At 68.2% G+C, this 15,009-nt stretch carries 11 protein-coding genes; 4 read left to right on the top strand and 7 right to left on the bottom strand.

The genetic code is table 11. The features are described 5' to 3' along the window. Positions 1–12 precede the first annotated feature (12 nt). Entirely contained in the window at positions 13–1,317 is a 1,305-nt protein-coding gene (locus tag M2351_RS03200; RefSeq protein ID WP_264654708.1) for a pentapeptide repeat-containing protein, read from the bottom strand. Positions 1,318–1,495: 178 nt separating this feature from the next. On the opposite strand from M2351_RS03200, the gene M2351_RS03195 reads away from it, so the two are divergent. Continuing rightward, positions 1,496–1,972 (top strand): nucleoside deaminase, encoded by a 477-nt coding sequence (locus tag M2351_RS03195; RefSeq protein ID WP_264654707.1) that lies wholly within the window; start codon positions 1,496–1,498, stop codon positions 1,970–1,972. Between the two features lie 7 nt (positions 1,973–1,979). On the opposite strand, the gene M2351_RS03190 is transcribed toward M2351_RS03195, so the two are convergent. Together M2351_RS03190 and M2351_RS03185 are read right to left on the bottom strand one after the other, a co-directional pair. After that, complete coding sequence (locus M2351_RS03190; RefSeq protein ID WP_264654706.1) at positions 1,980–3,158, bottom strand: GNAT family N-acetyltransferase; 1,179 nt, start codon at positions 3,156–3,158, stop codon at positions 1,980–1,982. Positions 3,159–3,263: 105 nt separating this feature from the next. After that, on the bottom strand, positions 3,264–3,731 hold the full coding sequence (locus tag M2351_RS03185) for a RidA family protein (RefSeq protein WP_264654705.1): 468 nt from the start codon (positions 3,729–3,731) through the stop codon (positions 3,264–3,266). A 389-nt stretch (positions 3,732–4,120) separates the two neighbouring features. Here M2351_RS03185 and M2351_RS03180 point away from each other — a divergent pair, with 389 nt between their 5' ends. After that, positions 4,121–5,986, top strand: a complete 1,866-nt coding sequence (locus M2351_RS03180; protein ID WP_264654704.1) for a flagellin N-terminal helical domain-containing protein — start codon at positions 4,121–4,123, stop codon at positions 5,984–5,986. Between the two features lie 238 nt (positions 5,987–6,224). On the opposite strand, the gene M2351_RS03175 is transcribed toward M2351_RS03180, so the two are convergent. Continuing rightward, the gene (locus M2351_RS03175; protein WP_264654703.1) at positions 6,225–7,856 is read right to left on the bottom strand and encodes a S10 family peptidase; all 1,632 of its coding nucleotides are present in this window, start codon (positions 7,854–7,856) and stop codon (positions 6,225–6,227) included. Between the two features lie 224 nt (positions 7,857–8,080). Here M2351_RS03175 and M2351_RS03170 point away from each other — a divergent pair, with 224 nt between their 5' ends. Beyond that, positions 8,081–8,560, top strand: a complete 480-nt coding sequence (locus tag M2351_RS03170) for a bacteriohemerythrin (RefSeq protein ID WP_264654702.1) — start codon at positions 8,081–8,083, stop codon at positions 8,558–8,560. 222 nt (positions 8,561–8,782) lie between these two features. Here M2351_RS03170 and M2351_RS03165 read toward each other — a convergent pair whose 3' ends face one another. Continuing rightward, a complete protein-coding gene (locus M2351_RS03165) occupies positions 8,783–12,502 on the bottom strand; it encodes a vitamin B12-dependent ribonucleotide reductase (RefSeq protein WP_264654701.1) in 3,720 nt (1,239 codons plus the stop codon). 554 nt (positions 12,503–13,056) lie between these two features. Between M2351_RS03165 and M2351_RS03160 the strand changes: the two genes are divergently transcribed. Next, positions 13,057–13,545, top strand: a complete 489-nt coding sequence (locus M2351_RS03160; protein ID WP_264654700.1) for a PRC-barrel domain-containing protein — start codon at positions 13,057–13,059, stop codon at positions 13,543–13,545. A 148-nt stretch (positions 13,546–13,693) separates the two neighbouring features. Here M2351_RS03160 and M2351_RS03155 read toward each other — a convergent pair whose 3' ends face one another. Next, the gene (locus M2351_RS03155) at positions 13,694–14,170 is read right to left on the bottom strand and encodes a bacteriohemerythrin (protein ID WP_264654699.1); all 477 of its coding nucleotides are present in this window, start codon (positions 14,168–14,170) and stop codon (positions 13,694–13,696) included. A gap of 86 nt (positions 14,171–14,256) precedes the next feature. After that, positions 14,257–15,003, bottom strand: coding sequence for a DUF2927 domain-containing protein (locus tag M2351_RS03150; protein WP_264654698.1), 747 nt, complete (start codon positions 15,001–15,003; stop codon positions 14,257–14,259). Positions 15,004–15,009 lie beyond the last annotated feature (6 nt).

Below are 15,009 nucleotides of genomic sequence, written 5' to 3'. Positions count from 1 at the left end.
GGGGACGCCGCGTCACGCCCCGGGAATGGCCATCCCGGAGCCCGGCTGCAACAAGGCCGGCAACGCGCCGCGGCGGGCTCCGACCAGGCTGGCGCGGGACAGGTCGGCCTGCGCCTCGTCGCAGCCGCGCAGGTCGGCGGAGGCGAGGTTGGCCTGGGTGAAGGCGGCCCCGGCGACCCGCGCGCCGGTCAGGCGGGCTCCGCGCAGGTCGGCGCCCGTCAGTGTGGCGCCGGTCAGGTTGGTCGGCCAGCGCCGTCCCGTCGGCGTGCCGTCGGGGTTGCGCAGGTCCACGGGACCGAAGTCGGCGCCGTGCGCGTCCGCCGCGCGCAGGTTCGCGGCGGCGAGGTTCGCGCCGGTCAGCACCGCTTGGTCCAGCCGGGCCCGGCGCAGGCTCGCCCCGCCGAAGTCGGCCAGCGAGAGGTAGGCGTTGGACAGCCGCGCCTCGTCCAGCACGGCGTTGCGGAACACCGCGCCGGACAGGTCGCAGGCGGTCAGGTCCACGCCGCGCAGGCTCATGCCCGAGAAATCCGCCCGCGTGCCGGCCCGCCCGCCGCTGTTGATCCACAGGATGTGCGCCTCCAGCATGGCCCGCACCACCGCGGGCAGGCCGGCGGCGTTCCGCATGTAGACGGCGCCGTTCAGGTTCGCACCGGTGGTGTCCGCCGCGGCGAGGTCGACGTTGCGCAGCGTCGCCTCGCGCAGGTCGGCGTTGCGCAGGATGGCGCGGGTGACCGTGGCGCCGCTCAAGACCGCCTGCTTCAGCTTGGCCCCGGTGAAGTTCGCCTCGCTGAGGTCGGCCCCGGCCAGGTTGGCGGCGAACAGGTTGGCGCTGCTGAAGTCGCCACCCTTCATCGACGCGCCCGCCAGGTCGGCGCTGCTGAGGTCGGCGCCCTTGAAGCTGACGCCGTCGAGGCGCGCGTCCTTCAGGACGGTGCGCTGCCGTTCCTCCGCCTCACCCGCGTGGTGGGCGAGGATCTGGCCCGGGCGGAGGTCGGCGCCTTCGAAGTCGGTGCGGCGCAGGTTGGCCTTCAGGAAGTTGGCGCCGCGCAGGTCCGCCCGCGCGAAGCTGGACCCGACGAGCACGGCGCGGCTGAAGTTCGCGCCAAACAGGTCGGCCATGTCGAAGCTGACCTCCTCCAGCTGCGAGTCGGAAAAATCCGCCTGCAGCAGGATGGCCGACTGGAGCGTGAAGCCGCGCAGCCGCAGCGTCGACAGGTCGATGCCCTTGGCCTGGAGCCGGACTCCTCCCGGCCGCAACTTCAAATAGAGCAGGTGGTCGCGGACCCGCTTCAGGAACTCCATGGTGCGGTCGGTCATCGACCCGGTCTCCACCATCCCCACTCCGACCTTCAGCTTAGCTCAACCGGGTGGGGTGCCCCTAGCGGAAAGAACGAACAGTCCTTGTTCAAAACCGTTCGTCGCCCGCCCGCTCTGGCAAGCGGCTAAACCATTGACTATGATGATCATCGCGGATGGGAAAGGAACAGGGACCGTGATGACGACCTTCGACACCGAATGCCTGCGCCGCGCCATCGCGCTCAGCCGCGCCCACATGCAGACGGGCGCCGGCGGCCCCTTCGGCGCGGTGATCGCGCGCGACGGCCGCATCATCGGCGAAGGCTGGAACCAGGTGACCTCCACCAACGACCCCACGGCGCACGCGGAGGTGGTCGCCATCCGCAACGCCTGCCGGGATCTCGGCACCTTCAGCCTCGCGGGGGCCACCGTCTACACGAGCTGCGAGCCCTGCCCCATGTGCCTGGCGGCAATCTACTGGTCGCGGGCCGACCGTATCGTCTACGCCAACGGCCGCGACGACGCGGCGGCGATCGGCTTCGACGACGCGTTCCTCTACACGGAAATCGCGCTGGAACTGGAAAAGCGCGCCGTCCCCATGCACCGCCTGCTGGCGGAGGAGGCCCGCGCCGTGTTTGAGGAATGGGCCGCCAAACCCGACCGCATCCCGTATTGAGGCCCCTTCACCCCTCGCCTTCCTTCCGGTAGGGCGACAGTTCCATCAGGGACTCCCGCTCCGCCTCCACGGCGGCGCGTTCGCGGACCAGGAAGTCGTCCAGCGCGCGGCGGAACCCCGGATCGGCCACCCAGTGGGCGCTGTAGGTCGGCACCGGCAGATAGCCGCGCTGGATCTTGTGCTCGCCCTGCGCGCCGGCCTCGACCTTGCGCAGGCCCCGCTCGATGGCGAAGTCCAGGGCGCGGTAGTAGCAGGCCTCGAAATGCAGGAAGCGGTAGCTGCCGTCGGAGCCCCAGTTGCGTCCGTACAGCGTGTCCGCGCCGATCAGGTTCAGGGCGCCGGCGACCCACTCCCCGCCGTCCTCGCACATCACCAGCATGACCCGGTCGGCCATCGTCTCGCCCAGCAGGCGGAAGAAGGCGCGGGTCAGATAGCCCCCGCCCCATTTCCGGTCGGCCGTCTCCATGTAGAAGCGGTGGAAGGCGTCCCAATGCTCCGCCTTCAGGTCGGCCCCGGTCAGGCTGTGCAGGCGCACGCTGCTCTCCGCCACCTCGCGGCGCTCCTTGCGGATGGCCTTGCGCTTGCGGGAGTTGAGCGTTCCCAGGAAGTCGTCGAAGCTGCCGTAGCCACGGTTCTCCCAATGATACTGCACGCCCTCGCGCTGCAACCAGCCGGCGGCGCCCAGCCGCGTCCAGTCGTCCTCCGTCGGGAAGGTGATGTGGACGGAGGACACGCCGGTGCGCCGCGCCACCTCCTCCATCGCCTGGACCAGGGCGGCGAACACGCCCGGCGGGGCGTCCGGCCGGACCAGCAGGCGGGGTCCCGGCACCGGCGTGAAGGGAACGGCGACCTGCAACTTCGGGTAATAGGTGCCGCCCGCCCGCTCGTAGGCGTGCGCCCAGGAATGGTCGAAGACGTATTCGCCGTAGGAATGGCTTTTCAGATACATGGGCGCGGCCCCCATGATCCGCCCGGCCGCGTCGATCGCGGTCAGGTGCATGGGCTGCCACCCGGTGCGGCGGGTCGCCGACTTGGACTCCTCCAACGCCAGCAGGAAGGCGTGGTTGAGGAACGGGTTGTCCGGCCCGGCGCAGGCGTCCCACTGCTGCGGGTCCGCTTGGCCGATGCCGGTCAGGACCTTGACGGTGATGGCCCCCTCGGCGCTGGCGTCCTTGCCGTCGGGCATGATCCCTCCTTTGCGGATACGCCAAGGGAGGTGGGCGTCCTGCCGCGTTGCGGCAAGACGCCTTTACGGTAAGCGCCGCGAAGCGATCCCCTTCAGGAGGGCGCCTCAGGCGATCTCCAGCACCGCGTCGACCTCGACCGCCACGTTGCCGGGCAGCGACGGTGCGCCGACCGCGGCGCGGGCGTGCTTCCCGGCCTCGCCGAACACCTCCATCATCAGCTCCGACGCGCCGTTGATCACCTGCGGATGCTCGTGGAAGTCCGGGCCGCTGTTGACGAAGCCGCCGAGCCGCAGCACCCGCACCACGCGGTCCAAGTCGCCGCCGCAGGCCGCCTTGGCCTGGGCGATGATGTTCAGCCCGCACAGGCGCGCGGCGTCCTTGCCCTGCTCCACGGTGAAGTCCTGCCCGACCTTGCCGAGGAAGCGCCGCTCGCCGTTCCACACGGTGACCTGGCCCGAGATGTACAGCGTGTTGCCCGAGATGGTGTAAGGCACATAGGCGGCCACCGGGGCCGCGGCCTGCGGCAGTTCGATCCCCAGGTCCTTCAAGCGCGTGTCGATGCGTCCGGCCATGGTTCGTCCCTCCTTATTGATGGCGTGTGCGTCGCCGAGGCCGCGACGATAGCCTTCCGCGGCGTCGTTACCAAGCCTCCGCGACACCCGCCGGACGGCATTCAGCGGCAGGTCGTGCCCACCCCTGCTGGGAAGAAACGTCCCCCGGCGGGCCACAACCGCCGCCCTTCACCCGGCAAAGTTTTCCGTCGCCCCCCGGAAAGAAACGACCCCGCCACCCGGCCAGAATCCCCCCGGAAAACAAAATTTCCGTGTTCTATCAGTGCGTTATCCGACGCCTCAAGCGTCTGGCACGATCCTTGATTGGGGGCAGTCACGCAAAAGCACCGTGTCCCGCTTCGGTTTCAAGCACCAGCCGCGGGGCGAGCCTCAGAAGGAGACTTGGAGCCATGGCCATCAACGACGTCACACTGACCGCTTCAATGCGCACGAACCTGCTGCAGCTGCAAAGCGTGCAGGATCAGATCGGCAAGAAGCAGAACATCCTTTCGACCGGCAACAAGATCAACTCGGCGCTCGACGGCCCCACCTCGTTCTTCGCAGCGAAGGGCCTGAACCAGCGCGCCGGCGACTTGTCGTCGTTGAAGGACGCCATGGGCCAGTCCATCAGCACCATCAAGGCGGCCGACAAGGGCGTCACCGCCATCAACGACATGATCGAGCAGGCCCGCGGCCTGACCACCGCCGCCTATTCGGCGCTGGGCACCGACGCCGGCTCGATCTCCACCCGCAAGTCGCTGGCCGCGCAGTTCAACGCGCTGAAGGACCAGATCGACAAGCTGGCCGGCGACAGCGGCTACGCCGGCAAGAACCTGCTGGCCGGCAACGGTCTGCGCATGGACAGCACCAGCGCCTCGCGCCAAGCGGTCAACACCATCCAGGGCATCGAGAACGCCCGCGTCACCAACGTGGTGTCGGCCGACACCTACACGGTGCGCATCAAGGGCGACGGTTCGATCGAGGCGGCGGCCGGCGACATCAACAACGCCGAAATGGCGCACGGCCTGGTCGGCCTGAAGCTGTCGGGCACGATGTCGTCCACCATGGGCAGCTTCTCCGACGTGCAGATCGAGGTCCGCGGCGCCATCGGCCGCGAGCGCTCCTTCATCGTGTCGGACGGCAACGAGTCGCGCACGATCAAGTACTTCGACAACACCCAGACCATCGCCGCCAACATGACCCAGGCGTCGGTGTCCGGCACCGCGCAGGTCACCAACGTGCAGCTGGGCGGCACGATCGAAGCCGGCGACATCTTCACGATCACCGTCGAAGACCAGACCTTCTCCTACACGGCCACGGCCAGCGACGTCGCGGTCGGCGGCAACGCCCGGGCCAAGGTCGCCTCGGCGCTGCGCAACTCGATCAACACCGCGCTGACCGGCAGCGGCCGCCTGGTCAACACCGACGCCAAGACGGTCACCGTCTCGACCAACGGCACGATCACGCTGACCGGCGCCACCTCGCCGAACTCCACGCGCGAGATGAGCGTCAAGGCCAGCACCGAGAACGCCCTGACCAAGCGCATCTCCGAGAGCTTCTCGTCGGGCACGATCGTGTCCTTCACGGTCGACCGCAAGCTGCTGGAGCAGTCGGCCAACGGCGGCAACGGCATCTCGGTTCTGGAAAAGAAGGTCGACATCCAGATTCAGGCCAGCAACCTGAACGGCGCGACCATCACCCGCGACGGCATGGCCAACCGCGGCGAGGGCAAGCTGTCCAACGGCGAGAACGCCTTCGCGTTCGACACCGGCACGGTCCGCTTCAACGTCGACCAGAACAAGATCAAGCAGGCGGCCTCGGCCAACTCGGCGGCGAACCTGGTGACGGTCCAGGTGACCGACGCCAACACGTCGAACGACCTGACCGTCCAGTTGAACGAGCGCAACACCAACTCGATCACGGTGAAGTCGCAGAACCTGACCACCAGCGGCCAGGGCCTGCGCCTCGACTACGCCCAGAACGACTGGACCGACCGTTCTGACATCGACAAGGCGGTGGCCAGCCTCGACTACGCGAAGTCCAACGTCCGGTCCGCCTCGCAGACGCTGTCGACCAACCTGAACATCATCACGACCCGCGAGACCTTCACCAAGGAGTTCAGCGACGTGCTGGTGGAAGGCGCCAACAAGCTGACGCTGGCCGACCAGAACGAGGAAGGCGCCTCGCTGCTGATGCTGCAGACCCGTCAGCAGCTCGGCACCATCGCCCTCTCGCTGGCCAACCAGTCGCAGCAGTCGATCCTGCGCCTGTTCTAATCCGGCCACCCGCCGAGGCAAGGTGCATGCGTACGGGCGCCCCCTTCGGGGCGCCCGTTTTATTTATGTCATGGTCGGCGTTGCGGACGGATTTCACCACCAAGGCACCAAGGCACCAAGTCCGCTCGAAAAAGTGCCCGTCTCTTGGGCCAGGCATACCGCGCCGACGCATTATCAAAGCGATCTTGGTGCCTTGGTGTCTTGGTGGTGAATCCCTCTCACCATCGCGACACCCCCGCTACCGCAGCGCCGCCTCGACCAGCGCCCGCGCGTCGGCGGCGAGCTTGGCCCGTTCCGACGTCCGCGTGTACATCATGTGGCCGCCGGCGTAGACCGTCACCCGCACCCGGTCCCCTTGCCCCTCCGGCAGTTCCAGCCGCGACGCGACCCAGCGCGAAGCCATGTAGGGGGTGATCAGGTCGGTGCGGCCGTGCGCGATCAGGACCCGCAGGGACGGCTGCAGCGTCAGGGCCGTCTGCAAGTCATCGACGGCGTTGGGCTGTCCCATCCGCGGCCATTCCCAGCCGCGGTTCACCCGGTCGCTGAGGAGATGGAACGGCACCTCGGTGCGCACGCCCAACTTCGACGAGGCGTAGGCGGCGAAGGCGGTGGTGTAGACCGGCACGGTCCCCTTCAGGAACGGGTCGAAGGGGATGCGGGCGGCCGACGGGTCAGGGTCCGACACGGTGAAGGTGCCGTCGTAGACGCTGGCGATCTTCCCCTGGCCGCGCAGCAGCTCCCGGGTGAAGATCCCCGCAGGCACCTGCCCGCGGTGGCGGGTCACCAACTCCACCGGCAGGCCGATGGTCCGCGCCACCTCGGCCATGAAGGCGCCCGCCTGGTCCATTCGGCGGTAGTCGAGCGTGGCCAGCCCGGTGAGATAGCCACCGAGCGCGAACCGCTCGGCGGCCTCCGCCGCCTGTTCCGGCGTGCCGGGGACCAGCCCGTTCGCGGCGGCGGAGGCGGCGTAGCCCGGCAGCTTCAGCGCCGGCCCCAGCAGGCCGGACTCGTCGCGGATGGTCGCGAAGTCCACGACCGGCGACACCATGATCAGCCCGTTGACCGCGACGCCAGTGCGGTCGATCAGCTCGTTGGCCATCTTGGCGATGCGGAACCCGCCGTAGCTCTCGCCGGCCAGGAACTTGGGCGACTCCCAACGGCCGTTGCGGGTCAGCCAGAGCCGGACGACCTCGGCCATGGAGCGCGCGTCGGCCTCGACCTTCCAGAACCGCTTGTCCGCCTCGTCGTCGGGCTTGCCGGTTTCCGGCTTGAGCGCCCGGCTGAAGCCGGTGCCGACCGGGTCGATGAAGACCAGGTCGGCGAAGGCCAGCCAGCTGTCGGGGTTGTCCACCAGCGGCGCCGGCGGGCGCGGCAGCGATCCGTCCTCGTTGAAGGCCACGACCTTCGGCCCCACCGCGCCCAGATGCATGTAGGCCGAGGCCGCCCCCGGGCCGCCGTTGAAGACGAAGGCCACCGGGCGGCTGCCCTTCGGCGCGCCGTCGGCGGTGTAGGTCACGGTGAAGACGCGCGCCGCCACCTCCTCTTTCCCGCCGCCGAGCGCGCTGTCGCGCAGCGGCAGGAACTCGGCCACCGCCGTGTAGGCGAGCGGACCGCCGGGTAGGGCCAAGCTGTGGCGGGTCTCGCTGCGCTGCGCGTCGAATCCGCCCTCGCCCCGCTTCGACGCCTCGTTCCGCGCCTCCGCTGGGCGTTCGGCCCGCTCCGGTCCCCGTTCGGCCGCCCGTCCCCCGCCGCCGTCTGGGTGCTCCCGCGCGGGCATGTCCTGGGCATGGCCGGGCATGGCCGGCGCCAGGAGCAAAGACGCCATCACAGCGAGCGGCAGGGCGAACAGCCGGGAAGGGGAGCGGGTCATGGAGTGTCCTGACGTTGTGTTCTGGCGACCGGAATGGCGATGGCTCGCATATTGCCGCCGGGTGTTGTCCCGGCAAGACCGCCCTATCCGCGACGCCTAGTCATGGAATGGTCAATGGGCCCGAACGAAGCGCGACAATTGGTAGCACCAAGCCTTGTTGCCGCAGCGTTACATTCCATTACCATGCGAACGGATATAGCACTTTCAGCCGAGCGCCACCGACCATGGACATGCACGTCGAGAATTACCGGGATCTGGTGTGGAGCGACGATCTCGCCCTGGGGATCCAGACGATCGACGACGAGCACAAGCACTGGATCGCCCTGGTCCAGGCGTTTCAGGCGGCGGTGGCGGAAGGCCGCTCCAGCGAGGAGGTCTACCGCACGCTGGCCGAGGCGGTCGTCTACACCGAAATCCACTTCGCCCACGAGCAGGAGGCGATGCTGGAGGCCGGCTATCCCTTCCTGGCCGACCATCTGGTGCAGCATTCCCTGGCTTGGGACCAGCTGCACGCCTTCACCACCGGCAACGTGCCGGAGGAGAACATCGCCGACTATCTGGCGACCTTCCTTCCGCAATGGCTGATGCTGCACATCAACTCGGCCGACCGCCAGTTCGCCCACTGGCTGAAGGAGCGCAACACCGCCCCGGCCGAGACCGAGGCCGAAACCGGCGGCCGCGTCTTCGCGAACATCCCCGTATAACGGGCGGGATTCACCGCCAAGACACCAAGGCACCAAGCCTTCCCTGAAAAGCGCCGGCCCGTCGGATCATCCCCGACGGCCCGGCGCTTTTTTCGTTCGAACTTGGTGTCTTGGTGCCTTGGTGGTGAACGGTTTTCCCAAACGGAAAAGAGCCCAAACGGAAAAGGGGAGGTCCGAAGACCTCCCCCCTCTCCGCCATGCCGGGGATGGAACCGGCCGGCCTCAGCTGCAGCCCGTGGTGGAGCCGCAGGTGTCGCACTTCAGGCAGGTGCCGTTGCGGACGAGCGTCATGTTGCCGCATTCGCCGCACTGGTCGCCCTCATAGCCGCGGGCGCGCGCCTCGCGGATGCGGTCGTAGCGCTGGTCGCTCGTGCTGCCGCCGTAGGCCGTGCTGGTGGTGGCGCCGGCCGCAGCGTGACCGCCGGCCAGGGCCACAGCCGCGCCGACGGACGGGCTGGAGGTCACCGCGGTGTGGGCCGCCGTCGCGGTGGCCTGCGCCGCGTCGGTGCCGGTGGCGGCCAGCGCCGCCGCGGCGACCGCCCGCTGGGCCTGCCCGCCGTTCAGGACGCGCAGGTTGCTGCGGACATAGCCGGTGGACGCGACCTTGCGGACGATGTCCGACGGCTGGACCGGGGCATCCGGCAGGTCGGCCTGGGCGTCGCCGGTGCCGACCGTGAAGGGCAGCAGGTCTTCCGGCGTGGCGTGGGCCAGATCGGTGCGCGACAGGTAGGAGATGGCGATCTCGCGGAACACGTAGTCGATGACGGAGGTCGCCATCTTGATCGTGTCGTTGCCGGTCACCATGCCCGACGGCTCGAAGCGGGTGAAGGTGAAGGCCTCCACGAACTCTTCGAGCGGCACGCCGTACTGCAGGCCGATGGACACCGCGATGGCGAAGTTGTTCATCAACGACCGGAAGGCGGCGCCTTCCTTGTGCATGTCGATGAAGATCTCGCCCAGGCGGCCGTCCTCGTACTCGCCGGTGCGCAGGTAGATCTTGTGCCCGCCGACGGTGGCCTTCTGCGTGTAGCCCTTGCGGCGGTGCGGCAGGCGCTCGCGGTCGGACGCCTTGCGGGCGACGATCTTCTCGATCACCTTCTCCACGATGCGCTCGGACACCATCTGCGTGCGCACCGCGTTCGGGGCCTCGACGATCTCCTCGACCGCGTCCTCCTCCTCGTCCAGCAGGGCGGCCGACAGCGGCTGGCTCAGCTTGGAGCCGTCGCGGTACAACGCGTTCGCCTTCAGGCCCAGGCGCCAGGACATCAAGTAGGCGTCCTTGCACTCCTCCACCGTCGCCGTGTTCGGCATGTTGATGGTCTTGGAGATGGCGCCGGAGATGAAGGGCTGCGCGGCGGCCATCATGGTGATGTGCGATTCCCAGGACAGGAAGCGCTTGCCGATGCGGCCGCAGGGGTTGGCGCAGTCGAACACCGGCAGGTGCTCGGCCTTCAGGAAGGGCGCGCCTTCCAGCGTCATGGCGCCACAGCAGAAGGTATTGGCGGCCTCAAGCTCGGCCTTGGTGAAGCCGATGGCGGTCAGCAGGTCGAAGCCCGGCTGGTCCATCGCCGCGGCCGGCACGCCCAGCGCGCTGACGATGAAGTCGGCGCCGACCGTCCACTTGTTGAAGGCGAACTTGATGTCGAAGGCGGTGGCGAGGCTGCCCTCCAGCTTCTCCAGCAGCTCGTCGGTGAAGCCCTTGGCCTTCAGCGTCTCGTGGTTGACGCCCGGCGCGCCCTTCAGCGTGCCGTGGCCGACCGCGTAGCGCTCGATCGCGGCGATCTGGTCGACGGTGTAGCCCAGCGTGCGCAGGGCCTCCGGCACCAGGCGGTTCACGATCTTGAAGTAGCCGCCGCCGGCCAGCTTCTTGAACTTCACCAGCGCGAAGTCCGGCTCGATGCCCGTGGTGTCGCAGTCCATGACCAAGCCGATGGTGCCGGTCGGGGCGACCACGGTGGCCTGGGCGTTGCGGAAGCCGTGCTGCTCGCCCAGCTCCAGCGCCATGTCCCAGGCGCGGACGGCGGCCAGCGCCAGCTCGGCCTCCGGGCACTCGTCGGCGACGAAGGGCACCGGGGCGACCGACAGGCCCTCATAGCCGTCCATCTCGCCGTAGGCGGCGCGGCGGTGGTTGCGGATGACCCGCAGCATATGGTCGCGGTTCTGCTCGAAGGCCGGGAAGGCACCCAGTTCCTGCGCCATCTCGGCCGACGTGGCGTAGGCGACGCCGGTCATCACCGCGGAAATCGCGGCGCAGTAGGCGCGGCCCTCGGCCGAGTCGTAGGGCAGGCCCGAGGACATCAGCAGGCCGCCGAGGTTGGCGAAGCCGAGGCCGAGCGTGCGGAACTCGTAGGAGAGCTGGGCGATTTCCTTCGACGGGAACTGCGCCATCAGCACGGAGATTTCCAGCACGACGGTCCACAGCCGGCAGGCGTGCTCGAAGGCCTCGACGTCGAAGGAGCCGTCCTTCAGACGGAACGACATCAGGTTCAGCGACGCCAGGTTGCAGGCCGTGTCGTCGAGGAACATGTACTCCGAGCACGGGTTCGAGGCGTTGATGCGCCCCGAGGCCGGGCAGGTGTGCCAGTCGTTGATGGTCGTGTCGAACTGCACGCCCGGATCGGCGCAGGCCCAGGCGGCGTAGCCGACCTTGTCCCACAGGTCGCGGGCGCGGACGGTCTTGTGGACCTTGCCGTCGGTGCGGCGGATCAGGGTCCAGTCGTCGTCGTTCAGCACCGCCTTGATGAACGGGTCGGAGACGCGCACCGAGTTGTTGGAGTTCTGGCCGGCCACCGTCAGGTAGGCGTCCGAGTCCCAGTCGGTGTTGTAGGTCTTGAAGTCGATCGAGGTGAAGCCCTGCGCGGCGAACTGGATCACGCGCTGGACGTAGTTCTCCGGCACCTGCGCCTTGCGGGCGGCGCCGATCGCCTTCTTCAGGTCCTTGTTTTCCTTCGGATCCTGACCGGCCTGCGCGGCAGCCATGACGGCCGTCAGGTGCTGCTGGCAGATCTTGGACCCGGTGACCAGGGCGGCGACCTTCTGCTCCTCGGTCACCTTCCAGTCGATGTAGGCCTCGATGTCCGGGTGGTCCATGTCCACCGTGACCATCTTGGCGGCGCGGCGGGTGGTGCCGCCCGACTTGATGGCGCCGGCGGCGCGGTCGCCGATCTTCAGGAAGCTCATCAGGCCCGACGACTTGCCGCCGCCGGCCAGGCGCTCACCCTCGCCGCGCAGGCGGGAGAAGTTGGAGCCGGTGCCCGACCCGTACTTGAACAGGCGCGCCTCGCGGACCCAAAGGTCCATGATGCCGCCCTCGTTCACCAGGTCGTCGGCGACGGACTGGATGAAGCAGGCGTGCGGCTGCGGATGCTCGTAGGCCGAGGCAGACGAGGTCAGCAGGCCGGTCTTGAAATCGACGTAGAAGTGGCCCTGGCTCGGGCCATCGATGCCATAGGCCCAATGCAGGCCGGTGTTGAACCACTGCGGGCTGTTCGGGGCCGCCATCTGGGCGGCCAGCATGAACCGCATCTCGTCGTAGAAGCCGCGGGCGTCCTGCTCGGTGTCGAAATAGCCGCCCTTCCAGCCCCAGTAGGTCCAGGTGCCGGCCAGACGGTCGAACACCTGCTTGGCCGACTTCTCGCCGGTGAAGCGCTTCTCCTTCGGCAGCGCGGCCAGCGCCGAATCGTCGGCGGCGCGGCGCCACAGCCAGGACGGGACCGTGTTCTCCTCGACTGCCTTCAGCGCGACCGGGACGCCGGCCTTGCGGAAGTACTTCTGCGCCAGGATGTCGCTGGCGACCTGGCTGTAGTTCTCGGGAACCTCGATGTCCGTCTGCTGGAAGACCACAGAGCCGTCGGGGTTGCGGATCTCGCTCGTGGTCCGGCGGAAGCCGAGACCGGCGTAGGCATCCTGACCCTCTTTCGTGAAACGACGCTGGATCCGCATGGTCCCTCTGCTCCCGTGGCTTGCGTTTTTTGACGCTAGAAATCTGACGAACAGGCTACGCGCTCTGTGCCCCTCCAGCTTACGCTGGCAGCCGAACGCGACACCCTGTATGTTGGTGCGCATCCTAGCCCCATCATTTGGGGTAGGCAACCCCCCTCACCAGATATTGTATGCTTGACGGCGGGCTGCCTCCTAGATATGGCGTGCCGAGTACAACGGACCACCCCCTCCCCGGTTCCCGGCAACACTGCATTTTGTGTGTGCCTCCCCCCTCCATTAAAGCGGACTCCCATCCCGTTCCGGCCCGGATTTGTAGCGATTCCGTCATGTTTTGCGGGGTAGCCGGGGTGCCGGGATCGGCTGAGTCCTTCGGGAGCGAATCGGGGGTACGGCCTTCACGCCTCGGCTGCCCCCTTGGGAGTCCGACGGGCGAGTCCCAGCCCGCGAGTCGCCACCATCCTGTCCCCTCATGTCACAGGCCAAGCCCCCGCTCCCGCCCGCGACCTTTCCGAGTGGATGCGGTTGAGGGGTGTCTGGAGAAAGGAGAAGGCCTCATGCGCAAGATGGTTCTGACCACCCTGTCCGCCCTAGCGCTGACGACCGGCGTGGCGGCGGCCCAATCGACCGCCCAACCGAACGCGGCCGGGTCCTCCCCGGCAACCACTCAGGCGACCTCGCCAACCGCCACATCGCCAACCGCACGCCCGATGAACATGCCGGGCGCAGCCAGCGTCGACCAGCTGATGAACCGCACCGTCGTCGGCTCCGACGGGGAGCGGATCGGCAAGGTGACGGACGTGATTCTCGGCCCGGACGGCCACGCCCAGCTTCTGGTGATCCAGAGCGGCGGCTTCCTCGGCATCGGCGGCAAGACGGTCGCCGCCGACATCGCGCTCGCCGACGTGCAGCCCGGCGAGGACTCGATCAAGCTCCGCGACATGACGCAGGCGAGCGTCCGCGACATGCCGGAGTTCCAGTACGACGACAGCATGACCTCGCTGAACCGCAGCCCGCGGCGCAGCGGCGAACAGAACAAGCAGTAGGGAGAAGTAACGAGCAATCGGCAGTTCAACCCTCTCCCCCCTGGGGAGAGGGCGGGGTGAGGGGGTCCCGCCACCTTGGGACGTCCGGTACACGCGCACCCCCCTCACCCTAACCCTCTCCCCAGGAGGGAGAGGGGATTGGAGGCGCTTACTCCTCCACCCCGCGCTCCTTCAGATACGCCCCCAGCTTCTTGTCCACGCCCAGGATGTGGCCGGTCAGCCATTTGCCGAGGAATCCCAGGACGAAGGCGCCCTTCTCGCCGCCGGCGTCCAGCGCGCTGTTGACGTCGTGCAGTTGGCGCACGAAGGCGTCGTGCATCGCCTTGTGGGTCGTGAAGTCCGGGTAGGCGTGCGCCTGCATCAGCCCTTCCTCGCGGTCGAAATGGGTGTCGGTGTAGTCCAGCAGGTCGGACAGCACGCCCTGGATGTCGCTGTCGGCGCTGTTGGCGTTCACCGCGGCGACGAATTCGTTGAACAGCTCGAACAGGCGCTTGTGGTCGGCGTCGATGGTGGCGTGGCCGACTCCGAATTGGTCCTGCCACGGCACCGCATCCCAGCGCGGTTCGGACAGATTCGGCTTCATGGATTTCGGGGCGACGGTGGCGAGCGGGGCGGCGAGCGGCATGGCGTTTCCCTTATCGTTATGACCACACGGTATAAGGGGAAGGTTTCCCAGCCGCCGGGCGGCAAATCGCCTCACTTTATATATGGTTATTCCTCCATCCGCTCGGCCAGGATGCGGCGGGCGGCGGCACCGGCCGCCTCCGCGTCCATGTCCGGGGTCAGCCGGCGGTCGTAGAGCACCGACAGCAGCAGCCGGTCGATTGGCCCGATGCGGCGGTAACCGACGTCGTCATTCAGCAGGGTGCCGTCGGGATGGTCGTCCACCTCCCCGAACATGCCCATGGACTGGTACAGCTCCTCGGCGAGGCAGGCCTCCGCGTTGTCGGGGCCGACGACGGCGGCGTTGATGATGATCCGGGAGCCGCGGATTTCCCCGTCCGACACCATGGGCAGGGCGATGCAGGTGAAGGGCTCGTCGCGCCGTCCATTGGCCAGCGACACCATGGGCGGCCAATAGCCGCGGACGTTGGTCACGACGACATCGATGTCGCCGGACCAGAAAGGCTGCTCGTAGACGGTGATGGCCAGCCCGGTGGCCGCCTCCAGGTCGGCTGCGATGGCCTGCGCCGCCGGGAACCAGCGGGCCGCCGCGTCGCCGCGCAAGGTTACGTTGACCGGGTGGGTCCAGCGCGCGAGCGGGTGCACGCGTTTCAGCTCATCCCGCAGGGCACCATCCTGGAACAGCTGCGCCAAGCCCTCCAGCCCGGCCTCGGCCGGCTGCTCGTCCGGCGCGGTGCGCACCACCAGCGGCATGCCGCTCACGACACGGGTCTGGGCGCAAGCCGGCCCCGGCACGACGACGGCGAGAAGAAGAACGTAGAACGCCAAGCGCATGGGTCG

Source organism: Azospirillum canadense (assembly GCF_025961225.1).
Classification (GTDB): Bacteria; Pseudomonadota; Alphaproteobacteria; order Azospirillales; family Azospirillaceae; genus Azospirillum; species Azospirillum canadense.
Note: the sequence above shows the minus strand (reverse complement) of the source record. Positions and strands in the feature narration are given on the sequence as shown.

Excerpts from the sequence above, each read along its gene's own strand:
- M2351_RS03200 (WP_264654708.1), bottom strand. The coding sequence starts at position 1,317 with ATGACCGACCGCACCATGGAGTTCCTGAAGCGGGTCCGCGACCACCTG.
- M2351_RS03195 (WP_264654707.1), top strand. The coding sequence starts at position 1,496 with ATGACGACCTTCGACACCGAATGCCTGCGCCGCGCCATCGCGCTCAGC.
- M2351_RS03190 (WP_264654706.1), bottom strand. The coding sequence starts at position 3,158 with ATGCCCGACGGCAAGGACGCCAGCGCCGAGGGGGCCATCACCGTCAAG.
- M2351_RS03185 (WP_264654705.1), bottom strand. The coding sequence starts at position 3,731 with ATGGCCGGACGCATCGACACGCGCTTGAAGGACCTGGGGATCGAACTG.
- M2351_RS03180 (WP_264654704.1), top strand. The coding sequence starts at position 4,121 with ATGGCCATCAACGACGTCACACTGACCGCTTCAATGCGCACGAACCTG.
- M2351_RS03175 (WP_264654703.1), bottom strand. The coding sequence starts at position 7,856 with ATGACCCGCTCCCCTTCCCGGCTGTTCGCCCTGCCGCTCGCTGTGATG.
- M2351_RS03170 (WP_264654702.1), top strand. The coding sequence starts at position 8,081 with ATGGACATGCACGTCGAGAATTACCGGGATCTGGTGTGGAGCGACGAT.
- M2351_RS03165 (WP_264654701.1), bottom strand. The coding sequence starts at position 12,502 with ATGCGGATCCAGCGTCGTTTCACGAAAGAGGGTCAGGATGCCTACGCC.
- M2351_RS03160 (WP_264654700.1), top strand. The coding sequence starts at position 13,057 with ATGCGCAAGATGGTTCTGACCACCCTGTCCGCCCTAGCGCTGACGACC.
- M2351_RS03155 (WP_264654699.1), bottom strand. The coding sequence starts at position 14,170 with ATGCCGCTCGCCGCCCCGCTCGCCACCGTCGCCCCGAAATCCATGAAG.
- M2351_RS03150 (WP_264654698.1), bottom strand. The coding sequence starts at position 15,003 with ATGCGCTTGGCGTTCTACGTTCTTCTTCTCGCCGTCGTCGTGCCGGGG.